The organism is Allotamlana fucoidanivorans (assembly GCF_045788535.1).
In the GTDB taxonomy this organism is placed as follows: Bacteria; Bacteroidota; Bacteroidia; order Flavobacteriales; family Flavobacteriaceae; genus Allotamlana; species Allotamlana fucoidanivorans.
The window spans coordinates 2,152,126-2,177,379 of the sequence record NZ_CP074074.1 but is presented as its reverse complement, the minus strand read 5'-3'; the positions used below and the strand labels follow the sequence as shown (position 1 = coordinate 2,177,379).

The 25,254-nt window shown below is 36.0% G+C and carries 14 protein-coding genes and 1 tRNA gene; all 15 read right to left on the bottom strand.

The window, feature by feature from the left end:
* Window positions 1–18: 18 nt before the first annotated feature.
* Window positions 19–2,226: a glycoside hydrolase family 3 C-terminal domain-containing protein gene (locus KFZ70_RS09690; RefSeq protein ID WP_139698756.1), complete on the bottom strand. Its 2,208-nt coding sequence runs from the start codon at window positions 2,224–2,226 to the stop codon at window positions 19–21.
* Between the two features lie 249 nt (window positions 2,227–2,475).
* On the bottom strand, window positions 2,476–3,996 hold the full coding sequence (locus tag KFZ70_RS09685; RefSeq protein WP_139698755.1) for an alpha-L-fucosidase: 1,521 nt from the start codon (window positions 3,994–3,996) through the stop codon (window positions 2,476–2,478).
* A gap of 14 nt (window positions 3,997–4,010) precedes the next feature.
* Window positions 4,011–5,975, bottom strand: a complete 1,965-nt coding sequence (locus KFZ70_RS09680; RefSeq protein ID WP_139698754.1) for an alpha-L-fucosidase — start codon at window positions 5,973–5,975, stop codon at window positions 4,011–4,013.
* 15 nt (window positions 5,976–5,990) lie between these two features.
* A complete protein-coding gene (locus KFZ70_RS09675) occupies window positions 5,991–7,949 on the bottom strand; it encodes an alpha-L-fucosidase (protein ID WP_139698753.1) in 1,959 nt (652 codons plus the stop codon).
* Window positions 7,950–7,957: 8 nt separating this feature from the next.
* Window positions 7,958–9,970, bottom strand: a complete 2,013-nt coding sequence (locus tag KFZ70_RS09670; RefSeq protein WP_139698752.1) for a right-handed parallel beta-helix repeat-containing protein — start codon at window positions 9,968–9,970, stop codon at window positions 7,958–7,960.
* A gap of 50 nt (window positions 9,971–10,020) precedes the next feature.
* Complete coding sequence (locus tag KFZ70_RS09665; RefSeq protein ID WP_139698751.1) at window positions 10,021–11,499, bottom strand: sulfatase; 1,479 nt, start codon at window positions 11,497–11,499, stop codon at window positions 10,021–10,023.
* A 36-nt stretch (window positions 11,500–11,535) separates the two neighbouring features.
* Window positions 11,536–13,425 carry a glycoside hydrolase family 97 protein gene (locus tag KFZ70_RS09660; RefSeq protein WP_139698750.1) on the bottom strand — a complete coding sequence of 630 codons (1,890 nt, stop codon included), beginning with the start codon at window positions 13,423–13,425 and terminating at the stop codon, window positions 11,536–11,538.
* A gap of 318 nt (window positions 13,426–13,743) precedes the next feature.
* Window positions 13,744–15,609 carry a glycoside hydrolase family 36 protein gene (locus tag KFZ70_RS09655; RefSeq protein WP_139698749.1) on the bottom strand — a complete coding sequence of 622 codons (1,866 nt, stop codon included), beginning with the start codon at window positions 15,607–15,609 and terminating at the stop codon, window positions 13,744–13,746.
* A gap of 5 nt (window positions 15,610–15,614) precedes the next feature.
* Window positions 15,615–16,946, bottom strand: coding sequence for an MGH1-like glycoside hydrolase domain-containing protein (locus tag KFZ70_RS09650; protein ID WP_139698748.1), 1,332 nt, complete (start codon window positions 16,944–16,946; stop codon window positions 15,615–15,617).
* Window positions 16,947–17,084: 138 nt separating this feature from the next.
* Window positions 17,085–17,225, bottom strand: a complete 141-nt coding sequence (locus tag KFZ70_RS09645) for a hypothetical protein (protein WP_158293238.1) — start codon at window positions 17,223–17,225, stop codon at window positions 17,085–17,087.
* Window positions 17,226–17,442: 217 nt separating this feature from the next.
* Window positions 17,443–17,517: transfer RNA gene (locus KFZ70_RS09640), tRNA-Pro, on the bottom strand.
* Between the two features lie 98 nt (window positions 17,518–17,615).
* Window positions 17,616–18,599 (bottom strand): thioredoxin-disulfide reductase, encoded by a 984-nt coding sequence (gene trxB / locus KFZ70_RS09635; protein WP_407515415.1) that lies wholly within the window; start codon window positions 18,597–18,599, stop codon window positions 17,616–17,618.
* 17 nt (window positions 18,600–18,616) lie between these two features.
* Window positions 18,617–20,128: an aminotransferase class V-fold PLP-dependent enzyme gene (locus KFZ70_RS09630; protein WP_233243990.1), complete on the bottom strand. Its 1,512-nt coding sequence runs from the start codon at window positions 20,126–20,128 to the stop codon at window positions 18,617–18,619.
* Between the two features lie 5 nt (window positions 20,129–20,133).
* On the bottom strand, window positions 20,134–22,128 hold the full coding sequence (locus KFZ70_RS09625; protein WP_139695014.1) for a protein-disulfide reductase DsbD: 1,995 nt from the start codon (window positions 22,126–22,128) through the stop codon (window positions 20,134–20,136).
* Window positions 22,129–22,183: 55 nt separating this feature from the next.
* Entirely contained in the window at window positions 22,184–25,000 is a 2,817-nt protein-coding gene (locus KFZ70_RS09620; RefSeq protein WP_139695015.1) for a pitrilysin family protein, read from the bottom strand.
* Window positions 25,001–25,254: the final 254 nt, after the last annotated feature.

The following is a 25,254-nucleotide window of genomic DNA, read 5'->3' as shown; positions in this document are numbered from 1 at the left end:
TTCACAAGTGGAATCGTATTATTCTTCGACTATTAAGGTGCACTTTTTTAAGTTTTCAGAATTGTTGCCAATCATAATCTCAAAGGCGCCAGGCTCTATTTTCCAATCGCCATCATTCCAATATTCTAACTGTTGGGTTCCTATTTCGATACTGACTTCCTTTGATTCACCTGGATTTAATGCAACCCGTTTAAACCCTTTCAACTCCTTAAGCGGCCTTGCTCTTTTAGAAATTTTATCGTGAATGTAAAGCTGCACCACTTCCTCTCCTTTATAATTACCTATATTCTTAACCATGGTAGAAACGGTTGCGGTTTCTCCTACCTTTATGGTGTTTTTAGAAAGTTTTGGTTCATCAAAATCAAACGTGGTATAACTTAACCCATACCCAAAATGAAATAAGGGTTCTGGATTAGAATTGTAGATATCTCTTGGACGTCCTGTTTGTAATTTATTATAAAACAAGGGTACCTGACCTACATTCCGTGGAAATGAAATTGGCAATTTACCACTTGGGTTAACTTCACCAAAAAGTACATTGGCAATGGCTTTTCCTGTTTCCTGACCCAAATACCAACCTTCTACAATCGCTTTGGAGTTTTCAGCTATCCATTCAATAGAAAGCGGACGGCCATTTAATAATACAACAATATAGGGTTTGCCAGTAGCATGAATGGCTTCTACCAATTTTTGTTGCGGTCCTGGAAGACCTAATTCATCGCGATCTTGATTTTCCCGACAGGTTTCTTCCGATCCACCAATGGCAACAATTGTAATATCTGACTTTTCAGCCAAAGCGACCGCCTCCGGGATATTTTCTATAGAAGGCGTAAAATCACAACCTTCTGCGAAAGCTACTTCGGCATTGTTACCTACATACGATTTTATACCATCTACAATTGAAATGTAGTATTTAGGAATATCTGGCGAATAACCACCCAAACGCATAGCACTTCCGTTAGGTCCTACCACCGCAATTTTCTTACTCTTTTCTTTTGATAAAGGCAACAGATTATCTTCATTTTTTAAAAGCACAATCCCTTTGTGTGCCACTTCTAGTGCAAGATCATTATGTTCCTGATTATCAACTATGTCTTTCCAGTTCTCTTTTGCAAGCCCAACATATAGAGCTTTTTTGAACATTTCAGCATCGTGCTGAGATACTTTTTCTGGCTCTCCATTATCAGGATATTTTATAACATCAAAACGATCGTCTAAAGTCACGTCGGCGTCAAAAAGTCCTAGTTCAAACTTTGTCTTTAGCACATGCGCTACGGCATTATTTAACAAATCTTCAGAAACGACGTCCTTTTCAACCGCCTCTATTAAATTATCCCCATACATGCGTTGTTCGTTCCAACCTTGAAACAACGCCAACTCTTGATGAATCCCAACCTCAAGCCCAACATTTGCGGCATGATTCCAATCTGGCACATGATTAAACACGCGCTTTAGGGATCTTAAATCTCCATTATCTGACACTATGAGTCCATCCCAACCCCAGTCATTTCGTAAAACATCATTAAGGATTTCGGTATTGGCATGACATGGAATGCCATTCAACAAGTGATGTGCGGGCATTATAGCGCCTACTTGAGCTTCTTCAATTGCTAAGCGAAACGGATATAAATGTACGTTATGTAAAGTATAATCTGATATGTCATGAGCCGCACCATTATCACCAGCCATTGGTTCTCCATCCGCTACAAAATGCTTTGCAGTGGCCAGAATATGGTCTTTATCAAAGCGCTTATCGCCCATACCCTGCAGGCCTTTAATGTAGGAACTACCAATTTTTCCAACCAGATAGGGGTCTTCTCCGTAGCTCTCTTCAGTTCTCCCCCAACGAATATCACGAACGACAGCCAACATGGGGGTGTAACATTGGTGTATACCGAAGGCTCTTGATTCTTTGGCCACCGTATGCCCCATACGCTCTATTAAATCTAAATCCCAGGTGCTTGCCATAGCTATAGCCTGTGGAAATACCGTGGCATGATTCATTTTTATTCCGTGCAAACACTCATTAGCACTTATATTCGGGATTCCCAGCCGCATGTTGGCGTTTGGGTATTGCGTTGCTAATTGATGTACCTTTTCTTTTAAAGTCATTTGCGAAATAAGTTCTTCAATTTTAGAATCAATATTCTTAGTTGTCTTCTGAGAAAAGCAGGTTGAAATTGTAATTACGCTAATAAATACTAATGCTATTTTTTTGTCTATCATTTTATATTAAAATTTTTATCTATTGGATATTATATATGGAATTTCGAAAAATCAGGTAACTCATTTCTTCCAAAACTTTTAACCCATTTCAAACTTTAAACATGCTCTTTTCCTTTTTTAAATTTTGAAATGGCCCAGGTAAAGCTTTTCCATTTTGGGGGATTTTTTGACTCCAAAAATCCACATCAACAAAAACTAATAGCATCCTTTTATTACTCATTTTAAATATAGATTTAGAAAATTTTGTAGTTACTTTAATGTATCATAGGGTTCACAATTAAAAACCTGTATTCGACGTATTTCGGCTGTTCCAGAAACAGATTTCAAACATTTAAACCTAATCTTATTCGTTGTTACTGGTTCTACTCTGTCAATTTTTTTATGACCTATAGTCTCATAACCAGGTGTTTTATTATATGGCTTTTTAGCCGACGGGAAATAGTTAACATGCTTTAAATCTTGCCATTTGCCATTAACAAAAGCTTCCAAGTTATATTTAGCTATTCGTTGTCCATTAACTATATTTTCCATTAAAACCACCGTATTGATTTCTTTTGGTTCTACCCATTCCAGCTCCACGATATCGCTCTTTTGCACCTCATTCAACTCTGCTATGGGATTTGAAAAGCGTTTTCTGATTTCGTCCCCAAATCGTTTGGCTGCTACAGCTATTGTATCAGGCACCAACCCTCTGTTATCTGGCGGCAGGTTTATTATGGTATTAGCCCCTAAACCTACTGTTCTGTAATATAAATCTACATGCTTGGATAAAGGGAATGGCAATGTAACATCTGGATGCCAAAACCACCCACCTTTGTGAAATGCCCAATGTGTTGTACACTCTCTAACACGCCAATATTTTCCCAATGGATGCCCTGTTCTTACTTCGTTTTCTAAGAGTCCATAATCGTTGGCAACTATACTATCGTTTGTATTTGGTGCAGGACGTGTATATTTAGTACCATCAACGGTATTTACGGCATTCCACATAGGATATACCACATGCCCCGATTCATTACCTGGCACCCAAGTTTCTGGTCCCATAAAAACCATATTGGGTTGAAGTTCTGCCACTAGATCCGTCATGGGATTCCATATAAATTCACTTCCGGGAGCACCCCAATGGTCTGACCACATAAAATCTATTGGGCCGTAATTAGTTAAAAGCTCTCGCATTTGATCTAATTGTACCTGCTTGTACTTCTCTTTCCTTTCTTTATTCCTAAAGGCTACCGTCATTAAAGAATCTCTATTATCAGCCCAACCTATATAACCATCGTACCAACTTAAGCCCTCATGTGCATCATGACTCCCAGTGTGATAAAACCCTATTTTTAATCCGTGCTTTCTACAGGCGTCAACAAATTCTTGAGCAAGATCTCCTTTACCATCTTTATAAGGACTATTGGCTATGGTATAATCTGTAGTTTTAGACGGCCATAAACAAAAGCCACCCTCATGTCTTACCGTTAAACAGCCATATTTAGCTCCCATTGATTTGGCCGTTAGAACCCACTGTTCTGCATCTAACTCGGTTGGATTAAATCTTGATGGCGATTCCTTACCATCTCCATGTTCTTGCCCTGTAAACACATTTAAGCCAAAGTGAAAAAAAGCACCGACTTCCCAATCGGCAAACTCAATCTGTTTTTTACTGGGTTTAGCCAATGTTGGAAGTTCCGCTTCAATATCCTTTTTTTCTTCTCGTTTGCAAGCAAAACTTATCAATGCCAAGACGATCGCTACTGTTGAAATTCTATATCTTATCATAATTAAACTATAAACTATTCTGTAAATACTGCGTTCGCCCAAATTGAATGGTCGGAATTTGAATTATCCCCTCCATCTGTTGTAATTAAACGAAGTGTCTCAAGTTTTGAAGGGAATGCTACATGGATATCTTCGGCATCATCTATTCCAGTGAATTTTTTGCTTTTGAATAATTCTATCCATTCGCCATTTTTATAGCCCTCTACTATAAAAACTACCGAACCTTTGTCACCAATCATATCTTCAATACCAATTGAAGCTTTTAAACCTTTAGCTTTAGGATATGCTGTTAAATCATATTCAACAACACCTTTCTTTTCTTTTGCAACAGGACACACCATTAAACCATGTTCAAAATGCTTTCCATTGATAACTATTTTGCCTCCTTTGTAGTTTTTATCTCTTCTAACACCACCATGTGCAGACTCATAAATCGTCTCAACCCCACTTATATAAGGGTAACTGGCATCGAAATCTCTTATTATTGGGTCGCAATTATAAACTGAAAAACTTCTAATTTCTACAGGTTGTAGAACAGACTCTAGGCATTTAAAGCGAATGCGGTTTGTTACCACTGGTTTTACCCTGTCAATTTTTTTATGACCTATGGTTTCATATCCCGGGTTATTATTGTAAGGCTTAAAGCCCATGACCCTATTTCTAGGTTCTAATTTTTGCCATTTCCCGTTCACAAATGCTTCAAGTGTATACCTTACTACTTTTTGTCCGTTGGCAATGTTTTCCATCGTTACAATGGTATTTATTTTTTGAGGGCTTTCCCAAGACAATTCTACAATATCTCCAGAACTAACCGTATTTAATTCTGCTATTGGATTAGAGAACCGTTTTTGGATTTCATCCCCAAATTTCTTAGCAGCTTTTGCGATATCGTCTGGAATCAACCCTCTATTATCTGGTGGTAAATTAATAATCACATTGGCACCTAGTCCTACTGTTCTATAATATAAATCTAGGTGTTCCCAGTGCTTTTTGGGGGCTGTTCTTTTAATAGAATCAGGATGCCAAAACCATCCGCCATAATTAAAACCTGTGTTGGTAGTACATTCTCTAACACGCCAAAACTTACCCAAGGGATGGCCTGTGCGCACCTCTCCCTCCAACAGGCCATAGTTGTTTTCAGTAGTAACGTCATTGTCATTTGCCGCAGGCCGTGAATATTTCGTACCATCTACTGTATTTACAGGATTCCACATAGGGTATACCACATGGCCTGTTTCATTACCTGGCACCCAAGAATCTGGCCCCATAAACACCATTTCTGGTTGAAGTTCTTCTGCTAAGTCGGTAACAGCTCTCCAAACACCATTAGGGTCCTTAGCATCCCAATGATCTGACCACATAAAACCGATTGGCCCATAATTGGTAAGCAATTCGCGCATTTGCTCTACTTGTTTTTTCTTTAAACGTTCTCTTAATTCTGGATCTTTTTTATGGGCCTCCCCCATTGCTGTACTCCATGTGCCTCCCCATTCTAGTGGTAATTCCAAATCACCCTCGTATGTTCCTAATGTAGCGTTCGCATCAAAAGCAGCTGTATGATAAAATGCTGGCACAATACCATGTTTTCTACAAGCATCTACAAACTCCTTGGCAATATCTCCTTTTCCATTTTTGTATGGACTGTTTGCAATAGTATAATCAGTCGTTTTAGATGGCCACAAACAAAAACCGCCTTCATGCCTAACTGTTAAGCAAGCGTATTTCGCCCCCATGTCTTTTGCTGTTAACACCCACTGTTCTGCATCAAGATTTGTTGGATTAAACATTGACGGTGGAAACTGTCCATCCCCATGTTCCATTCCCGTAAATACATTCAATCCAAAATGGATAAATGCTCCGACTTCCCAGTCTGCAAATCGTATTTGTTTTAAGGAGGGTTTAGCTAACTCATTATCTTGAGGATAAGCACAATTGGTAAGTAAAAGTGTAATTAAAAAAAGTGAAAAACATCTTTTCATTTTTATCTATAGTTTTTATTTGATTATTAAAGCGTCTATGGCGACCAATTTGTTGGTTGCATTTATAATGTCTATTTTGTGTTTGCCAAAAGGTATTTCTTTTGAAGAAAATACAGTTTGCTGTACTCCGCAACTTTGTAGTTTACTCAAATCTACCGTATCATGTAATTCATTATCAATTAGAATGGTTATAACACCCATATTTGGTGATGTATTGGCCACAATATCGATCCCTATTCCTTCAAACAAAAAGGTACATCTTTCACCTATTTCATAAGATTCATGAACATCATTATTAAACTCTCCATTATCACGGTTTACTTTATGAATCCATCCAAAATAACCTACTCCGGGATCATCATCGTTTATCCATGTTTTGTCTTGCTTTAATTTGAATACAGCAGCAATCTTATTTGGTGCATTGTTGGGTATCTCTATTATTAGGGATTCATTATCTTGTTTGAAAACAATTTTGCCTTTACTTCCTAAAAGGTTTATTTCTAAAACATTTCCAATGGTAGCTCCTCCTTTTTTCAACTCCGGAATTGCTATTTTTTTTGATTTAGGCCAGTCTAAACAGAACATATAAATATAACCTTCTCTTCTTGTAAAATAGTAGCTACCGACGTTACTTTTGAAAATTTCAAATGGACGACTCCCATAAATACCTTCACCATTTACGCGCATCCATGCTCCTATATTTTTACAAATTTCGACCGCTTCGAGATCTACGTTGCCTTGGGCGCGTTGCGGAATGGCCAACAATAGATTTCCGTTTTTGCTAACATTATTTATCAATGTATGAATCACCCATTTGGCATCTTTGTAACTAAGTCTTTCTTTATTAATAAACCAAGGGCCAATAGCATCATCTGTTTGGAAAGGATAAGGTTCTATCTGCCCTTCAATCTTTTTCTCACTATCTTTTACCAAGGCATTGGCAACAATCTCAGCTTCCTCAATGGTATATAAACTATTAGCTCTACCACCAACCCCTTTCATATTTAAAACAACTTTTTGCTCGCCAGAGTTCATGGCCATACTTTTGTTATAATAATTCGCTGCTATTTGTGGTGCAAGGTGACCAAAACCCATTTTTACGCCTAAATCCACCCAACCATTGACGCCCACACTTTCATCAAAATAAAGCAAATCGGGGTTGTACTTAAGTAAATCGTCTACGCGCCACATAAACTGATTTGCAAATGGCGATTGATTCGCATCCAATTCCTTGTCATGTGGAAATCCATACAGGTCTTTTGGGTCAAGACCTTCCCAAGCTGTTCCTCTGCCATCTTCAAAAGTCACAGTGGCCGCATCATAAGGGACACCTTTATATTTGCCTTCTTTATCACTTCCAAAATAATTTGGCATAAATTGCCCCCATGTTCTGGCTGGCGATGCATGCACGGACACCCCAAAAGGCAATCCATATTTTTCTGTTGCCGCCTTCCAAATGGCAATGACATCTTTTTTAGGTCCTATATTTACAGAATTCCATGGCTGGTATATTGAATTCCAACTATCATAATTATCATGATGATTTGCTAGGGCTACAAAATACTTCCCTCCAGCATCAACAGCCATTTTCAAGAAGGCATCGGGATCCCATTGATTGCATGACCACATGACACAAATATCTTTATAGCCAAATTCTGAAGGATGCCCATAGTTTTCAATACCGTGTTCATAGCGCCTATCACCTTCAATATACATCCAGCGGGCGTACCACCCTCCAGCCTCTGGAACCGATTGTGGATTCCAATGAGACCAAATCCCTAGTTTAGCTTCTCTGAACCATTCTGGTACTTCATATTTTTTTAAAGATTCCCAGTTAGGTTCGTAAGCACCTGGATATATGGGCAGCTCCGGGAGATTCCATATATCGTATTTTCCAATGGTATCTATCTCTTTTTGAGAAAAACCCACTATAGTGAATAGAAGAAATAATATGACTATTATGACGTTTTTCATATTTTGAATCAAACCTTTTTACTTTTTAGTATATGAAACTTAGAAAAATCTGGTAATTCATTTTCGCCTAGAACTTTTAAGCCTTTCCATACTTTAAATCGATTTTTCCCTTGTTTCAGATTTTGAAATGGTCCCGGTAGTGCATAGCCGTTTTGAGGAATATCTTGATTCCAAAAATCAACATCAACAAAATCATGATCTTTTGATTTCATTTTTTTTGGCGCTATGGGCATTATCACTACGAGTTCCTGAAGCTCAGGAAGGTATGAGACTTGGATACCCTTATGAATTTTGCTATTTTTATCGTTAGGACAATCATGATTTTCCCAAAACGTTTGCCATTGCTTAAAGGTTAATGCCACGTGTCCTTTATCCTCAAACGCCACGAGATCATCATAAATGGCCAATTCCTTTTCAATGAGCTTATAAAATTCTTGATTGCTCCAAGGCGATGGGTCATCAGATGTTTTATTGATACAAAATACTTTGTCGTTCATATTCACATCGTATACATTAAAATCTATACGCTGTTTTCCACTTCTATGAGACGGATAATTAAAATCGAGTACGGCCCGACTCCCCGCCAAAATATTGTTATACAAACTGTGATGATATGTTTTAGTGCGAGGTCTTACTTGACGCACAAAATAACCTTGTCCAAAGGTTTCTTGGGTTGGCGTATTGGCCAATAGATTATGCATAATAGTCGCTCCGGAAGCATCGTGACAATAAATAGGATTTTGAGCATTCCCCACAATAATATTATTGTCGATAAAAAGACGGTCAAAACCATAATCACTCATTTCCAGAAAAATTCCAGATTTTCCATTGTTTACAATCACATTCCTAGAAACTCGAGAATCGGGAAAGTGGTTATCTAGCCAAACGCCATAAGTCAAATAATTATCAGATATGTAGTTATTATGAATGTAACCATTCTTGGCATGGTGGCATTTTATAGCGGCCTGCTCCCATCGTTTTCTACCCCAAAACTTCATGGTATTGTTGCGAAGCAAAACATTATTTCTAATAATCATATTTTCAGAACTATTGCTTAAAATACCTGCAGAGCCATTTTCTAGAATGTAATTTTCTTCTATAATATTATCATGCGCCTCGTATTTATCACCATTTAAATCTACATGCCCCGCATCAATGGCAAAAGTTTTTACGTGGCGTATCACATTGCGCTTTATAACCCATTGATGACCAGCCTGCAACCCTAATGCTCCTTTTTGAGCCCATACATCATTAATCCAAAAATTAGTGGGATACTGATTTCCACAATGCTCCATTAAAAAGCCTTCAACTGTTATATAGCCCAAATTTCTTTTAACAGGAGCAAAAATTCTTCGCCTTGTAGAAATTTCCACTTCTTGATTCTGGGGTTTTAAATTCCCAAAATGAATATAAATTTTTTCGGTTTCGGGTTCATAGTACCAGCTATTAGGAGACAATTCTTTTTTAAACGGCACTTCCAAAAACTGCTTCCCGTTTACAAAAACTTGGCCACAGGTATAAACTAAAGTTGAATCACCACCATAACCACGTTCCAGCTCACGTTTACCTTGGCGTTGATAGGGCGTTGATGACAAATTTACTTTGAAAGGATTATGGTGATCGGGATAATCGGATGGTAAATCGTTGAATAATTTTTCTTCTGGCACTGCCGAATAAACACCTTCACCTTCATAATTCCATTGAGGTTGCCAAATATCAGAACCTTTTATAACTACTTTTTTACCTGGTTCTCCAAAAAACACAATGGGCTTGCCTGGTTCTCCGCTTCTTATAGGAATAACACGCTCTCTGTAAACACCTTCTAAAACGAAAATAGTGTCACCTGGAAAAGCTATTTCCGTTGCTTGATTAATACTTGAAAAAGGAAAGTTTAAGGAACCGTCTTGATGTTCTTTATACTTATTTGATACATATATCTTTTTGTCTGCAGAAAAACTGGAGCTTGCTATAAACAGCAACATGATTACGCATACATCAAGTTTTTTTTTAAACAAAATCATTATTTATTGATTGCTTTTGAAAGTTTTAGGAATATTTGAACGGTTTAATATTAATTTAGATGTCCATAAAAAGATTCCATGCTATAATCATCTGCGCCGATTTCTTTTCTCCAATTTTGCATAGCCTTTTTAAGTGCATTGACCTTCTTTGGCATGCTATCCACCAAGTTGTTTTTTTCGCTAGGGTCTTCTTTTAAATTAAATAATTTAAAATGGTGGGTTACGTTTGCCACTGGCATTTCAAAATATTCAATAAGCTTCCAATCATCTTTTATAATGCTACCTCCAGGCCAGTTTCGCTCCGTTAACTTAGAGTTGTAATGCACCATGGCAACATACTTTAGCCAGTTAAATTCTCGTGGCTCCAAGGTATTTTTAGGGTTGTTTAATAAAGGGGTTAAATCTTCTCCATCCACATTTTTATTATGGTTGGCATCTCCTTCAATATTTGCTATTGATAAGACCGTAGGATATATATCCCAACCCACCACACGTTCATTACATACTGAACCTGGTTTTACCACATTTGGCCATTTAACAAACATTGGTGTACGAGTCCCTCCTTCATAAAACATCCCTTTGCCTCCTCTTAATGGTGTATTATCTGTAATACCATTTCTTAATTCTCCACCATTGTCACCCATAAAAATGACAACAGTATTCTCAGAAAGACCGTTTTCCTCTAGTGCCTTTAATACGCGACCTACTCCATCATCCAAATGTTCAACAAGTCCTGCGTAAGCTGCATGATTATGTCTTGTATTGGGAGTAATAAGCGCTTTATATTTTTTGATTTTTTCCTTTTCGGATTGAATTGGGGTATGCACCGCATAATACCATAAATTCAAATAGAATGGTTTATCACTATTTTTCTGGGCACTTATAAATTTGACTGCTTCATTAGATAATGCTTCAGTTAAATGCGTACCTTGGTTGTAACCTTCTAAATCTGGTATAGCCGCTAACTTATCTTTGTTAGGGTTTTTGGATACACTGCTATAAGGGTAAAAATAAGAACCTGGGCAACAAAAATCGTTACTTGCTATATCCACATTAAATCCTCTGTATTTAGGCTGATTATCACCTTGCCCAATATGCCATTTTCCAATATGCGCTGTTGTATAACCACCTTTTTGAAGTGCCTCGCCAAGTGTAACCTCCTCAGCAGGAATTTCTATACCAGGTCCTTCTACCCCACCCAAACTTCCATGACTAATGGCTTTTAACCGACCAGGTGTTTTCCCTGTCATTAAAGAAATCCTACTAGGTTGGCATGTTGGATGCGACGAGTGCGCTACAGGAAAATACATACCATCCTTAGCCAATTGGTCTATATTTGGTGTTTGGTATAAATCACTTCCTGTAAAGCCTAAATCGGTAAACCCCAAATCGTCAGCCAGAATAAACACAATATTAGGCTTAAGTGGTAGCGTTGTAGCTACCTCGCTGGTCTTTTTAGTTCTATTTCTGTGATTACAAGAAAATACAACTAGTAACAGACTACTTAAGACTATACCATATATTTTCATGTAAAATTGTCCTTTAATATTTTAACAGTCTTTAATCTAAATAGCACGAATGTGCAGAGCCAATCCATTTTGTTTTAAAACATTGTATCTGATAGTGTCGGTAGACTTAACTATCTTTTTATCAATCTTTACTTTAGTTATTGAATCGCTATTTAAATCATCAGAATAAATAGTAGCTTCATACGATTTACCTTCCTCAAGAAAGTCTAAAGCGATTTCAAATTTCCGGCCTTTAGTACCTGTTAGAGCGCCTACAAACCAATCGTTACCACTTTGTCTTGCTACGATACCATATTCGCTAGGATAGCCACCCAAAATCTTGGTATCGTCCCATACGGTTGGTAACGCATCATAAAAGGCTAATTCAGGCACTTCTTGAATAAACGTTTTGGTTCCCCCAGCACCTGGCCCATCGGCATCAGAACCTTCCGGCCTGTCATACCAATATAAAAATTGCCATGGACTATAAATACAAACCGCTTTTGCCAATTGTGACACATGCGATCCCATTTCTTCGGTTACGCGCGGAGCAAAATAGCAATTTGTTTGATCTCCCGCCCCTGCAATCATTCTTGTAAAAATCGTATTTAAAACCATGGAATTTTGTGGAGCTTCCTCATCACCTCTAATACCTTCTTGAGTCATTAAATTAGGGTAGGTTCTAGAATATCCCGTTGGACGATATTCGTCATGAATATCAATCATTAACTTATGCTCTGCTGCTTTTCTTACGGCATCGTGCAACCAACTTGTCCACTCTTGTGGCCCCACATTTACAAAACCATATTTTACTCCTGTAACTCCCCAAGAACTTAATAGTGGCAGAACATCATCCAATTGTTTTTCTAAGGCTCTTCTATTTACATAGAGAATCACATCGATGTTCTTACTCTTTGCATAATCTATGACGCCTAATAAATCTAATGGACCGTTAGATCGTTTTGGGTCTATAGTTATAGTGGTTGCATCAGATGTTTCATCATATTCATTACCATACCAGCCCGCATCAAACTCAATAAACTGCAAGTTGTGTTTGGCTGCAAAATCTACACAAGCATAACCTCCTTTTGTGGTTAAAGTGCTTTCTCTAATTATTTTACCAGGCCTGATCCAAGACGTATCTTCTAATTGATTTTCCTCATTCAGATTTAGTAGCAAATAGTTGTTCTCTAATATTTCACTTGGCGTATTTGATGCCATGATAAAACGCCATGGCGAATTAAACGGTGTATCCATCACTACGCCACTACTTAGCTCAGAAACCAATGTTCCTGGCTTTTTTGAATCATGAGATAGCTTCATTCTAGCATAATCAACTAAAGCAGCCTCTCCAATAGCAACAAACAAAGAGTCAGAAAGTTCAACTAAAAGAGGTCTTTCAACCACACCTTCAATTTTTGATATTTGAGTTTTAACAATTGGCTTTTGAGCTCTTGTTGACACCCAAGCATGCCCATCTTCATTTAGTAAAAACTCTGTTAATTCTTTATTGATCTGAATTTTTGAGTCCATATTTGGAAACTCATATCTAAAAGCTACACCTTCATTATAAGCTCTTACTCTTAAATTAAAAATAGCATCCTTTCCTGATAAAGAAATTAGAGCCTCTTCATAGACGTCTGGATACTCATTTTTTTCTCCATAAACAGGTTTCCAAGAGGAGTTAACAGATTTGTTTTCTACACTCTCAATTTTAATATCTTTCCCTTGTGAAACCCCTTCTATTTGAAAACCTAAATTTGAAGGTTTAACAACATCATCTCCGTTATATGTCAGTGAATAGCTTCCATTAGATTCTGAATTAATTTTAAAACGGAACACATAATTGCTATTAGGACTTTTTAACTCAACTTCATTTTGCCGTTCACATGAAAAAAAAGAGATAACAATAAGAAACAAAAAGGCAAACTTTGATTTTGGATACATTAATTTGGTTTTTTTTATTTAACTTCTTTCTTAAATTGAAGACCCTTCTTGAATTTTCAAGTAGATCTTAAATTTGCATTTAAATCCTAGAAACAAAGATTAAATTTCACATTGAATTTTAAGAGTAGAAATATCTCTTTATGGTAGATATTTAGTTCAAAAAATAATTGTCAGATTATTCTAGACAGTGATAATCAATAAATATTCTTTACTAAACTAATTTTATCCACCCAAGATTTTTTAAACCTATACTAAATCAATAATATATTGCTCATTTTAGAACTATTTATAAACACAGTAAATCTTTAAAACACATTGTTACTCTATATTTCTTTTTAAAACAGCCAAACCAGATCTAGGGATTTTAAGTTCATGCATACCACTATTTAAAGAAATGCTATCTTCAAAGATCACTTCACCTACCGTATTTAATATTTTCATAGTTCCGCTAAAACCATCTTTTAGCTTTAAAGCAACAAATTCTGACGACTTTGCATTTACAACATCCAACCTATTTATATTTTTATTAAGTTCAATAACCGTATTTTCATACAAAGCTGTAATTTGCTGATGATTATTCTTTGCTGAAATATAAGGGTAATTTGCTCCTGGATTAGAGGGTATAAATTCGCCATCTAGAAGCACTTTTTTATTTTCATTCCAGTAATTGAACCAAAACTTAATCATCTTTACATGCGTTTCAGGGATATCTTTCAACTTAACAGACAACTGAGGTACACTATATAAGATATTGAGAATCTGCAATGCTGCCTGCTCTACAGTTTCCTCTTTTCTCCAAATAAACATATCGCTATGAACCGCTGTTTTATGGCTTAGCATTCTTAAATTGGTGACTTCAATTTTATTAGCAACGGCATTGTTTGGGGCATCTACACCTCTAAACATGTTACCATATTTGCGCATAACAGGCCCAATATAGGGCTGCCTAAATTCAATCAGCACATCAGGGTTGATTGCTGTTAATTTATTGGTGATTTCGGTCATCAAAGCATCTGTCGCATTGTTGATACTTGCAAAATCGCGTCCGTTTTCTTTTGTAAGCTCCGTATCTTTATTTGCAGTAAACCACCCAAGAAAATCCAGTTTAAATCCATCCACCCCCCATTGGTTTAAAGCATCAATATAAGTATTCACTATATATTTCCTAGTTTCTGGATAACGCGGATCCAAAACATAAGTTCCTTGTGATTCCCAATAACGTAGATATTTACCTTTGAACCTAGGATAATTTTTGGCTCTCTCTCCCATGAATGGTAGCGAGTACCACAAAATAAATTGCATGCCTTCATCATGTACGGCATCTACAAACTCTTTCATATTCGGAATGCGTTCTGGATTCCAATCGCCAGTATATCTATATCCCCTACTACTGTCATTGGTTTGCCAACCATCATCAACAATAACAGCACTACAACCTAATTGTTTTGCCAATTTACATTCATCCACAATCTCTTCCATGGAAATGTTTTGATGATAGCTATACCACGTGGAATACATGGGATTTTTTGCAGCATCTGGCACATGCATCGGTTTATATTCTGGGTTGCTTGCCCACCAGGTTGACACATCATCTATAGACTTATAATAGGGAACTTGCCGAGTATCTATCCTCAATGTAATGTTGTACCTTTTCGCTTTAGGCATTTTCTCATGAAACAATTTTATTTCAGGATAAAAATGCACATCTTCTTCCTTTACATAACTTACAATTTCCGATTGATTAATCGCATCTGATAAAGCAATCGTTATCCTGTTTTTTAAATCGTTGTCATAAAATGACAAAACAGGTGCATATCTAGAGGCTTTAGCCGTCACGCTAGATTTATAATAATTCACCTTATCCACACTAATATTAGGATTCCAATAACCATTAATGGCTATTGACGGAAATTTAAATGTGATAGATACGGGTTGTAGTTCAGAAGGGACTTCCGCCACAAAGGAAAACGAAATTAATTTAACGCCTTCAGTTTCTACAAACATTTGTTTATCTACCGAAAAATTTCCTAAATCTCCATTTATGGTAATACTGTCTGTATCAATTTCTAATGCTTCTGAAGCTTCTGTTTTAGAAATGGTGTAGTTTAAGTCGGTGTTTTGCTTACAAGACGGCAAGAAAATGAGACTTAGGAGCAATACAGTGATGATTTTTTTTATGGACATTGGAATTATATTTCAAGTAATAAATAATCTCCTTCGGCCACACCCATTAGCATATTTTGCACCAGCAGATTCCAACCTACAAATCCAGTAAAAACACCATCTTTAGATTGCTCTGCTGTAGGCGCTAAAGGTGCTCCGGTATCGGCATGATAATTTTCATGCATAGAGCCATACTCTTCAATATCCTGAAGAACTCGTGTTCCAATTGTATAAGCTAACTCTCTACATTCCTCATCAAAGCCATAATTTTTTAAAGCTATAAAATACATGTAGTTTGCAACTGGCCATACAGGTCCTTGCCAATTTGAATATGGCACAATGATATTTTCATTATTGTAATCAGGATCTTGTTTTGATAATGTACGCAAGCCATATTTAGCTTTCATGTGCTCTTTGTTAAGAAGATAACGTTCTATCATGTCCCTCCCATTTTCTTGACTAACTAAATCGGTATGAAGCAATGCTATGAAATTAGAATAGCTAACTCTTTTGTATTGTCTTCCTGAAGATTTAAACACATTCCAAAAACTTTTTGCTTCCTTGTCCCATAAGTGTTTTGTAATATTGGTTTTTAATTTTTCGGCTTTATTCTGATATAATTTTGCATCCTCTGTAAAGTTAAGTTTCTCTGCTACTTTTTTCATTGCTAAATACTCACGATACATAAATGCCGACAAGTCTACTGCTAAAAACGCCCCAGGTTGATTTTTATCATTAGTAAGGACTACATTATTATCTGCACCACTAGACATGGCATCATCCCAAAAGAAAAGTCCATAGTTTTTATCAAAGCTTATTTCTTCTCGGTATGAAATAACACTTTTTATTTTTGAATATACTTCTGGTGTAATCCAATTATAATCCTTTAATTTTTTCGAAGCGAGGTAAGCACCTTGACCAATAAAAGGCTTCATAGCAAATTTGCCAAATAAGGGTCTTGGTCCTTTTGTTGTTACACAACCAGAAGCGTAACCATTTTCATCTGCTGCTGCAATAAAATTAAGCACCCAATATTTAAGATATTGCGGCTTACCAATACTAGATAAATGTGCTCCAATAAAAAAGCCATCCCAATCCCACATCTGTTTGTAAAACCCCGCAGGAATTAGATAATCATATTTAATAAAACCTTCTGCAGGCTGAATAGATTGTGGCCTAAGTTTAGTAAATGCCAATTTCACTTCAGCACTTAATGAATCAAGCTGTTTTTTTGTTATTTCTGAAGTCAAGTTATAATCTGAACTTCTCCTAAGACTTGAACCTATGTCCTTACATGAACTTAAAATACTCACGACTATATAGGGAATAAAAAATAAACTAGTTTTTAGTCTCAACATTTAGTATTAAAATTTGTTAACGAGAATACCTCATTAACAAATGTACCCAAAAGATACACTAACAGACTCTACAAATATCCCAAATTAGTGTTTCAAATAACCCAAACCAAATTCTTCTTTCTAGTCTTAGAGATATGTTCAATAAGCCTTTTTTTGTTTATGGCTAACCTCTTCTTTAGGTTCATCATTTTCTAATTCAGATTGCAACCACCTTAATAAACGTCGTTCTTCGTTTTTTGGTAGTTCTCTTATAGTTGCTTGGAGTGTTTTTGATATCATGATTCTATTAACTAAAGTGTGATGAAAATACAATAATTAATAACAATCAAATAATTCGTAATTTAGCATATCTTCAATGATTAAATACCATTGAATATTTAAGGGTAAATAAAGCCCTTTTTAGTTAAGAAAAGATATTGGCGCATTTATGGCACATTTTTAAAAACAAAAAAAAACCTTAACTAATTGAATTTAAACTAATTAAGGTCTTTATTCGTCGGGATGACAGGATTCGAACCTGCGACCACACGGCCCCCAGCCGTGTACGCTAACCGGACTGCGCCACATCCCGAATTAAAAAGGTTGTCAAAGAAAACACTTTTTTGAATAATTACAAAGCACAAAAAAGCCGAAATTTAAATTTTGATTCTTATCATTATTTTTAAATAGCTACTCCTTGTATAAAGAAGTAGAAACTTCAAACGTAGCATCTTTAGCGGCTAAATAACGTTCGGCATCTAAAGCGGCCATACAACCTGTACCTGCTGCTGTTACTGCTTGCCTATAAACATGGTCTGCAGCATCGCCTGACACAAACACACCTTCTATATTCGTTTTTGATGTCCCTGGCTCATTCACAATATAACCCGTTGCATCTAATTTTAAATAGTCTTTAAAAATATCTGTATTCGGTTTATGACCAATCGCTACAAAAAATCCTGTGGCTGGAATGTCCTGCTTCTCATTGGTTTTATTATTGAAAACACGAACCCCTGTTACTACTTGTCCGTCTCCTAAAACTTCATCTGTCTCGGTGTTAAATAGTATCTCTATATTTTCTGTATTTTGAACTCTAGCTGCCATGATTTTTGAAGCTCTAAATTCATCTCTACGCACCAACATCGTTACTTTTTTACAAAGCTTTGACAAATAATGGGCTTCCTCACAGGCTGAATCTCCTGCGCCTACTATAACCACTTCCTGATTTCTATAAAAGAAGCCATCACAAACCGCACAAGCCGATACTCCTCCGCCCAGTTGTAAATACTTTTGCTCAGATTCTAAGCCCAGGTATTTCGCTGAAGCTCCTGTTGAAATAATCACCGTATCACAATGTATTTCTTTCTCTTCATTAACCCATACTTTATGAGTAGCACTTGAAAAATCAACTTTTGTAATCCAACCATCTCTAATATCGGCTTCAAAACGCTGGGCTTGAGCTTGTAATTGCATCATCATTTCTGGACCTGTAACCCCTTCTGGATAGCCTGGAAAATTCTCAACTTCATTGGTGGTTGTTAATTGACCGCCTGGTTGTGTCCCTTGATACAATACGGGATTCATATTAGCTCTTGCTGCATAGATTGCCGCTGTATATCCTGCTGGACCTGACCCTATAATTAAGCATTTTACGCGTTCTATTGTTTCTGACATATCTTATTTTGTATCTATTATAACTTAAACCAGTCTTCTGAAATTTGTTTTTCTATATTGCGCTTGTCTTTATGGACATACTCATTCTTTGAAGCATCATACTGGTAATCTTTGCCCCAAATGTCATAGTTTTTTGCCACTTGCTCTATAGCAGCACAGATAAACTCTATTTCAGTATTTGTCATTGTTGGATGAATAGACATTCTAATCCACCCCGGACGTTCTATCAAACAGCCTTCTAAAATTTTTTCTTCTATAGATTTTGAAGTAGTCTGATCAACATTTAACAAGTAATGACCATAAGTTCCAGCACAGGAACATCCGCCTCGGGTCTGCACACCAAAGCGATCATTTAAAAGTTTTACAATCAAATTGTAATGCACGTCTTCTACATAAAATGAAAATACACCAAGTCTCTCTTTATGCTCTGGAGCTAATATTTTTATGTTTTTAATCTGAGTAAGCCTTTTGAAAACAATAGCATTGAGTTCATGTTCTCTATCCAAAATATTCTGAACTCCCATTTTTTCTTTTAACTCAACAGATAACGCTATTCGTATAGCTTGCAAAAAACCAGGTGTGCCGCCATCTTCTCTGGTTTCAATATCATCTATATAATCATGATCTCCCCACGGGTTGGTATAACTTACGGTGCCCCCTCCCGGATTATCAGGCACTAAGTTTTTATATAATTTCTTATTAAAAATTAACACCCCAGATGTTCCAGGACCTCCTAAAAATTTATGTGGTGAAAACGTTATGGCATCTAAGTAAGCCTCTTCATCTTCAGGATGCATATTGATTTCTACATATGGCGCCGAACAAGCAAAATCTACAAAACACAACCCATTATTTTGATGCATGACTTTGGCCACCCCATGGTAATTGGTTCTTATTCCTGTTACATTTGAGCAGCCAGTAATAGCCGCTATTTTTATTGGGATATTTTTGTGTTCTTCCAGAAGTCCCTCTAAGCTATTCAAGCATGGCAAACCTTCTTTGTTTGAAGGAATCACTTTTACGCGTGCAATAGTTTCTAACCACGAGGTTTGATTAGAATGGTGTTCCATGTGAGACACAAAAATGATAGGACGTTTTTCTTCTGGAATCTCTGTATGATCTTTTAAATTCTCATTAAGCTTAATTCCTAAAATACGTTGAAACTTATTTATAGCACCTGTCATACCAGTTCCAACGGTGATGAGCACATCTTCTTGGTTGGCGTTAACATGTTTCTTTATAATCTGTCTTGCATCATGGTATGCTCGCGTCATCACACTTCCTGTAATGGAGGTTTCGGTATGTGTATTGGCTACAAAAGGCCCAATATGATTAGTGATCTTATCTTCAATGGGTTTATATAAGCGTCCACTTGCTGTCCAATCGGCATATATCACTTTTTGTTTGCCATAAGGTGATTCAAAAGAAGCATCAACTCCTATGATATTTTTACGAAATTGGTCAAAATAAGCTTCTAAATTTGAGCCACTGTTTTTTTTCTTAAAAATGCGCTTTACTCCTGTCATCATAATCTCTATTTTTTAAACTTTGAGATTCCCGACTTTAACCATGTAAAGTATGCTTCAGCATCTGGGGTATAGGCTACTGGCTCTACAAGGTTTTCTTCATTATGATCCATTAAAACATAAAACGGTTGCGAATTAGTTTTGTATTTAATGGTTTGCAATTCGCTCCATTTCTGACCTATATATTTTAGCTTCTTTCCTGGTTTTAATTTAGATTTAACCACTTCATCTGCTGGTAATTTGCGTTTATCATCTACATATAAAGAAATAAGTACAACATCATTTTTAAGCATGTGCAACACATTGGGTTTCACCCAAACGTTTTGTTCCATTTTTCTACAATTCACGCACGCATGACCCGTAAAATCTATCATTACTGGTTTGCCTATTTTCTTAGCATAAGCCAACCCTTTATCATAATCATTGAAGGCCAATATATTATGAGGAGGCATTAAGTGTGCCCCATCTGGGACTTCATCATAATGACCACCAGGAACTTTTGATGAACTCAATTGCGTATACCCTACACCATACGGAGATTCACTATAATGTTGTGGAGGCGGAAAAGCACTTATTAAATTTAATGGTGCTCCCCACAACCCTGGAATCATGTAAATAGTGAATGCTAAAACTAATAACCCTAAACTTAATCGTCCTACTGAGATATGTGTTAAAGGTGAATCATGAGGTAGTTGAATTTTTCCAAAAAGATAAAACGCTAAGGCACCAAAAATAGCTATCCAAATAGCTATGAACACCTCACGTTCTAACCAATGTAGTTGTAGTACCAAATCGGCATTTGATAAGAATTTAAAGGCCAAAGCCAATTCAAGAAACCCTAAAACCACTTTTACAGTGTTCAACCAACCTCCTGATTTTGGCAATGAATTTAACCAACCAGGGAAAGCAGCAAATAAGGCAAATGGTAAAGCTATGGCTAATGAAAAGCCTAACATACCAACAATTGGCCCAATTTGACTTCCGCCAGTAGCCGCCTCAACTAGCAAGGTTCCTACAATTGGCCCTGTACACGAAAACGACACAATAGCTAATGCCAAGGCCATAAAGAATATCCCTATTAAGCCTCCTCTATCGGCTTGCCTATCAACCTTATTGGCCCATGAGTTTGGCAACATGATTTCAAAAGCACCTAAGAAAGAGGCAGCAAACACCAATAATAATATAAAAAAGGCCAGGTTAAACCATACGTTTGTAGAAAGCGCATTTAAGGCATCTGCACCAAATATTAAACTTACTAATGTGCCTAACAACACATAAATCACAATGATTGAGATTCCATAAATTAATGCATTTTTAATTCCAGCAGCTTTGTTTTTACTTTGCTTTGTAAAGAAACTCACCGTCATAGGAATCATAGGAAACACGCATGGTGTAAGTAAGGCTGCAAACCCCGAAAAGAACGCAATGAAAAAAATGCCCCAAAGTCCTTTTTTTGATTCTTTTTTATTAGATGACGCTTCATTTAAAGCACTTCCAGAACTGTCTTCCACGTCTGCCTCTACAGACTCTGTTACTGCAACAGCTGCCTCTTTATCTTCTGAAATTATAAATTCTAAATCAACTTCTGTTGGAGGTAAGCATCTGGTGTCATCACAGACCATGAATTCTACATAGCCGCTTATTTTTCCTAAAGCGTTTTTTACTTCAACGATTTGTTCAAAGGTAGCCGAAGTTTCAAAAAACTTAATTTTCATACCAAAAACAGGATCATCAATAATGTGACCTTCTTCCTCTGAAGTTTTTCCTTTTATGACGAAAGCGTCTTCAGCTCCGTTATAAGTAAATGTTGTTGGTATAGGGCCGTCTTCTGGAACATTTTGTGAATATAGATGCCAACCATTATCTATGCTGGCTTTACTGATTAATTTATATTCTGATTCTGAAATCTTTTCTACTGAAGTCTCCCATTTTACAGGCTCAAACACCTGTGAATACCCAGTTAAAGAGAAAATAATGGCTAAGGCTAATAATGCTTTTTTCATATTATCTGTTTGTAATTACCCGAAAGGCAAAATTAAGGTTTTTCGCTATCTCTGATTAATCCTTATTATTTATAATTGGTTTTGCTATAATTTCATACGATTTTGAATGGTCCAGAAGCTTTTTTGCAAACTGTGAAATATGTTTCTTGCTTAAGGCTTGAACGGGCACATCAAAATTTTCTGGATCATTCATGTTATAGCCTTCCCTAAAATAGTTAGTAAGTACATTCATATCATAACTATTGTAATTTTTTTGTTGCTCGCGCTCTTTGAAATAGTTGGTTTTTGTTTTTGTTAAGTCTTCTTCTTTAATATTGTCATTAGCTATGGCATGCATTTCTTCATGAACTATTTCTACCAGTTTTTCTACTTTATCTGGATTGCAATCAAAACTCACGTATAATACAGCTTCTTCTTTTGGTCGTTTTGACAATTTAGCACCTACACCAGCTCCGTACGTACCGCCCTCACTTTCTCTTAGTGATGCTGTTAATCTCAATTTTAAAATATCGCCTAAGGCTTTAGTCAAATAATAATTATTTTGGGTGTATTTTACTTCTTTTTTATAGGCTATTCTAACGGTTGCCTTCGGATTTTCCATCTTTAAATAGATGTCTTTTTTAATATTATCATTCAACCAGTTATCTTCTTTATATACCCAATCTTCCTTATTATTTTTGGTTTCAATACTGGCTAAATAATTTTCTAAAACAGGCTTAAGGTCTTCCTTTTTAATGTCACCAACAATAAAGAATTCAAAATCTGACACATCAGCAAATCTATCTTGATAAATGGTTTTTACTTTTTCAAAAGAAATATCCTCTATGTATTCTGGCGACAATAATCTATGTCTGGGATTATTAAAGCCATATAAAGTTACTAAAGTGCTATCATTGATTTTACTTCCAATGTTTTCACTTTTAGCTTTTAAGGCATGATTTAAGTTATTCTTAAACACTTTAAGAGCATTTTCATCAAATCTTGGATGCATAAACTGCATATAGACGCGTTGCATTAAGACCTCAAAATCTTTTGGTGTAGCTGAACCATTTACTTTTTCACTGATATCTGAAATATTCAAACTAAGTCTTGCTGTATTACCAGCGAGAATTTTTGACATTTCAATGGTGTTGTAATTCCCTACACCTGAATTATTAACCAATTCAATGGTATGATTAGCTGAAGTTAGATACGAATTATCTTCTATAAGCGATTTACCTCCGTAACTCATAGCTTTGAGTTTTACCGAATTCTTATTTTTATCGGCAAACTTATAGTGCACCTTTACTCCATTGCTCAACACAAATGTTGTGGCATCTAACTCTTCATTATAGGTTTCAGATTGAATGCTCCCCGGTTTTATTTCAACGTCTGACACCAATGTTTTTCCAGAAAACGCATCAACATAAGGCTGAAGTGTTTTATCATTTTCAACAGAGTTTATAATTGCTAAAGCATCATCCTCTGTAAGATTCTTATTGCCTTCAACACCTCTAACAACTAAGTATCTATTCTTTTCTGTATAGAGTAATTTGATTTGTTTTAGAAAATCATCTTCCCTAAGTGTATTGAAAATTGATTTTACTATGTCATACTTCTTTTCAAAATCAGCTATGGTTTTATTATTTAAGTAATTCTTTACAATAAGGTCGGCATATTTTTTATGTGGTCTATCATCAAGCTTACTAATATAGTTTTCATAACCACTCTTAAACGCCACGATGGTTCTATCTATTTCTGGTTTTGTAAATCCGAATTTAACCACTCTATTTAATTCCTGCATAGCTAATTTAAATGCCTCATACTGTTGATTGGGTTTAGGGTAAACATCTAAACTGAATTGCATAGCTGCCCTAGAGTGACTACCTTCATTTAAACGTACACCTAAAAAAGGGGCATCAGGTTTTTGCCTGATTTCTTCCATTCTTGTGCTAAACATACTTTTTATCATGGCATTTAACAATGATGATTTTAAGTCTGCTATAGTTTCATTTTCCATGGCATTTTTACGTCTTATACCAAACGTAACTAATGCTGTTTTTAGCTCTTTATCTGTTACAAAAGCATATTGCATCTTGTCATTATCAGGAATTTCAATAATGTAACGTTCTTTAGGGTTTTCAACCGCTGGAATTTTTGAAAACTTTTGCTTGATTTTTTCCTCAATAGCATGAACATCCACATCACCTATAATGGCTATAGCTTGTAAATCTGTTCTATACCAATCATGGTAAAAGCTTCTTAGCGCACTATACTCAAAATTTTCAACAACATCCATTGAACCAATAGGCATTCTATCGGCATATTTGGTATTATTAAACAACACGGGCAGTGATTTTACCATTGCGCGCATGTTACCATTATCTCTTGTACGCCATTCTTCTTTTATCACACCACGTTCGGCATCAATCTCTTCCTCTGTCAATAATAGTTCATTAGACCAATCATGTAAAATAGTTAAACACGTATCAACTAAACCATCTTTTGTAGGAATGTGATTTAAATTATACACTGTTTCATCAAATGATGTATAGGCATTAATATCTTTTCCAAAAACAGCACCATATTCTTCAAGTGTATTAAGTATGCCTTTGCCTGGAAAATGTTTGGTTCCATTGAAAGCCATGTGTTCTAAAAAATGTGCTAATCCACTTTGATTATCTTCTTCTAAAACAGATCCTACATTTTGAATGATATAATAGCTTGCAGCATCCTTCACAACATGAGTATGCTTAATATAATAGGTTAAGCCATTAGAAAGTACGCCTTTTACAAAACTACTATCACTAGGAATTTCTTTTTGTAAATCTAGACTTTGTCCATAAGTGCACACGGTTACAAAAAGGACAATCAAAGTGGTTATTTTTTTCATATATAAAGATTTTCAAAAGTATTAATGTTCTATTTAAATAGACCTTTTTTTTTCCCAATACCCCTATTAAAAAGTTGTTTTTATGATTAATTTAACAACTGTATTTGTTGAATCATAGAAGTTTGCTACACAAGCATTTTAAAACCAAGAAAGTAGTAAAAAACAAAAAACCTAATAATCTCAATTAATTATTAGGTCTTTACATATAACAAAATTGGTTTATTTTCTCTTTACTACTTTTTCAAAATGGTTAA

Coding starts and splice junctions, on each gene's coding strand:
- KFZ70_RS09675 (WP_139698753.1), bottom strand. CDS start 7,949: ATGAAAAACGTCATAATAGTCATATTATTTCTTCTATTCACTATAGTG.
- KFZ70_RS09620 (WP_139695015.1), bottom strand. CDS start 25,000: ATGAAAAAAATAACCACTTTGATTGTCCTTTTTGTAACCGTGTGCACT.
- KFZ70_RS09630 (WP_233243990.1), bottom strand. CDS start 20,128: ATGATGACAGGAGTAAAGCGCATTTTTAAGAAAAAAAACAGTGGCTCA.
- trxB (WP_407515415.1), bottom strand. CDS start 18,599: ATGTCAGAAACAATAGAACGCGTAAAATGCTTAATTATAGGGTCAGGT.
- KFZ70_RS09680 (WP_139698754.1), bottom strand. CDS start 5,975: ATGAAAAGATGTTTTTCACTTTTTTTAATTACACTTTTACTTACCAAT.
- KFZ70_RS09660 (WP_139698750.1), bottom strand. CDS start 13,425: ATGTATCCAAAATCAAAGTTTGCCTTTTTGTTTCTTATTGTTATCTCT.
- KFZ70_RS09670 (WP_139698752.1), bottom strand. CDS start 9,970: ATGATTTTGTTTAAAAAAAAACTTGATGTATGCGTAATCATGTTGCTG.
- KFZ70_RS09645 (WP_158293238.1), bottom strand. CDS start 17,225: ATGATATCAAAAACACTCCAAGCAACTATAAGAGAACTACCAAAAAAC.
- KFZ70_RS09650 (WP_139698748.1), bottom strand. CDS start 16,946: ATGTTGAGACTAAAAACTAGTTTATTTTTTATTCCCTATATAGTCGTG.
- KFZ70_RS09625 (WP_139695014.1), bottom strand. CDS start 22,128: ATGAAAAAAGCATTATTAGCCTTAGCCATTATTTTCTCTTTAACTGGG.
- KFZ70_RS09685 (WP_139698755.1), bottom strand. CDS start 3,996: ATGATAAGATATAGAATTTCAACAGTAGCGATCGTCTTGGCATTGATA.
- KFZ70_RS09690 (WP_139698756.1), bottom strand. CDS start 2,226: ATGATAGACAAAAAAATAGCATTAGTATTTATTAGCGTAATTACAATT.
- KFZ70_RS09655 (WP_139698749.1), bottom strand. CDS start 15,609: ATGTCCATAAAAAAAATCATCACTGTATTGCTCCTAAGTCTCATTTTC.
- KFZ70_RS09665 (WP_139698751.1), bottom strand. CDS start 11,499: ATGAAAATATATGGTATAGTCTTAAGTAGTCTGTTACTAGTTGTATTT.